2 pseudogenes are annotated in these 497 nt (G+C 65.6%); both read right to left on the bottom strand.

Going from position 1 to position 497, the window contains the following annotated elements:
* Window positions 1-163, bottom strand: a pseudogene (locus E5W70_RS23830) (DUF805 domain-containing protein); the annotation flags it as partial.
* Between the two features lie 83 nt (window positions 164-246).
* Window positions 247-497: pseudogene (locus tag E5W70_RS23825) on the bottom strand (ATP-dependent RNA helicase); the annotation flags it as partial.

The raw sequence follows: 497 nt of genomic DNA, 5'->3' as shown, positions 1-497 counted from the left end.
CGCGTGCCCGTCCGCCAGCCGGCTGGAATTCGACGGTCGCGCCTCCGGCGGCCGATGCTTGGCGGCGCAAGTCCTCGCGCGCGAAGCTGTAGCGGTTGCCGTCGGCTCCGGTAATGAAACCGAAGCCCTCGTCTTCATCATAGTGAAGCACTTCGCCGCGCATGTGCTGCTCCCTTGCCCGCTAACAGACTGGGCAAAGTTCCGGCAGACCGCAAGGGGCGTGCACGAAATGGAAGGGCCGGCTATTTACCCCGGCCGTTTCTTCGATTTCTTGTGTTTCGCCGGTCCGCCTTCGAACTTCGCCTTGGCCGGCTTGCCGGCCCAGGGCTTTGCCTCGAATGCCGGGCGCTGGTCGGCCGGTGCGCGCTTCTCGAATTTGGGCGCGTTTTGATCGAATGTCCGCTTGCCGCGGTGCGGCTTCTTGTCGGGCCGTGGCTCCTGATAGCCGGCCCGCGACAGATCGGGCGTGCCGTCCAGCCGCTTGACCGCGATGTTGC

The organism is Mesorhizobium sp. (assembly GCF_005063415.1).
Taxonomy (GTDB): Bacteria; Pseudomonadota; Alphaproteobacteria; order Rhizobiales; family Rhizobiaceae; genus Mesorhizobium.
Note: the sequence above shows the minus strand (reverse complement) of the source record. Positions and strands in the feature narration are given on the sequence as shown.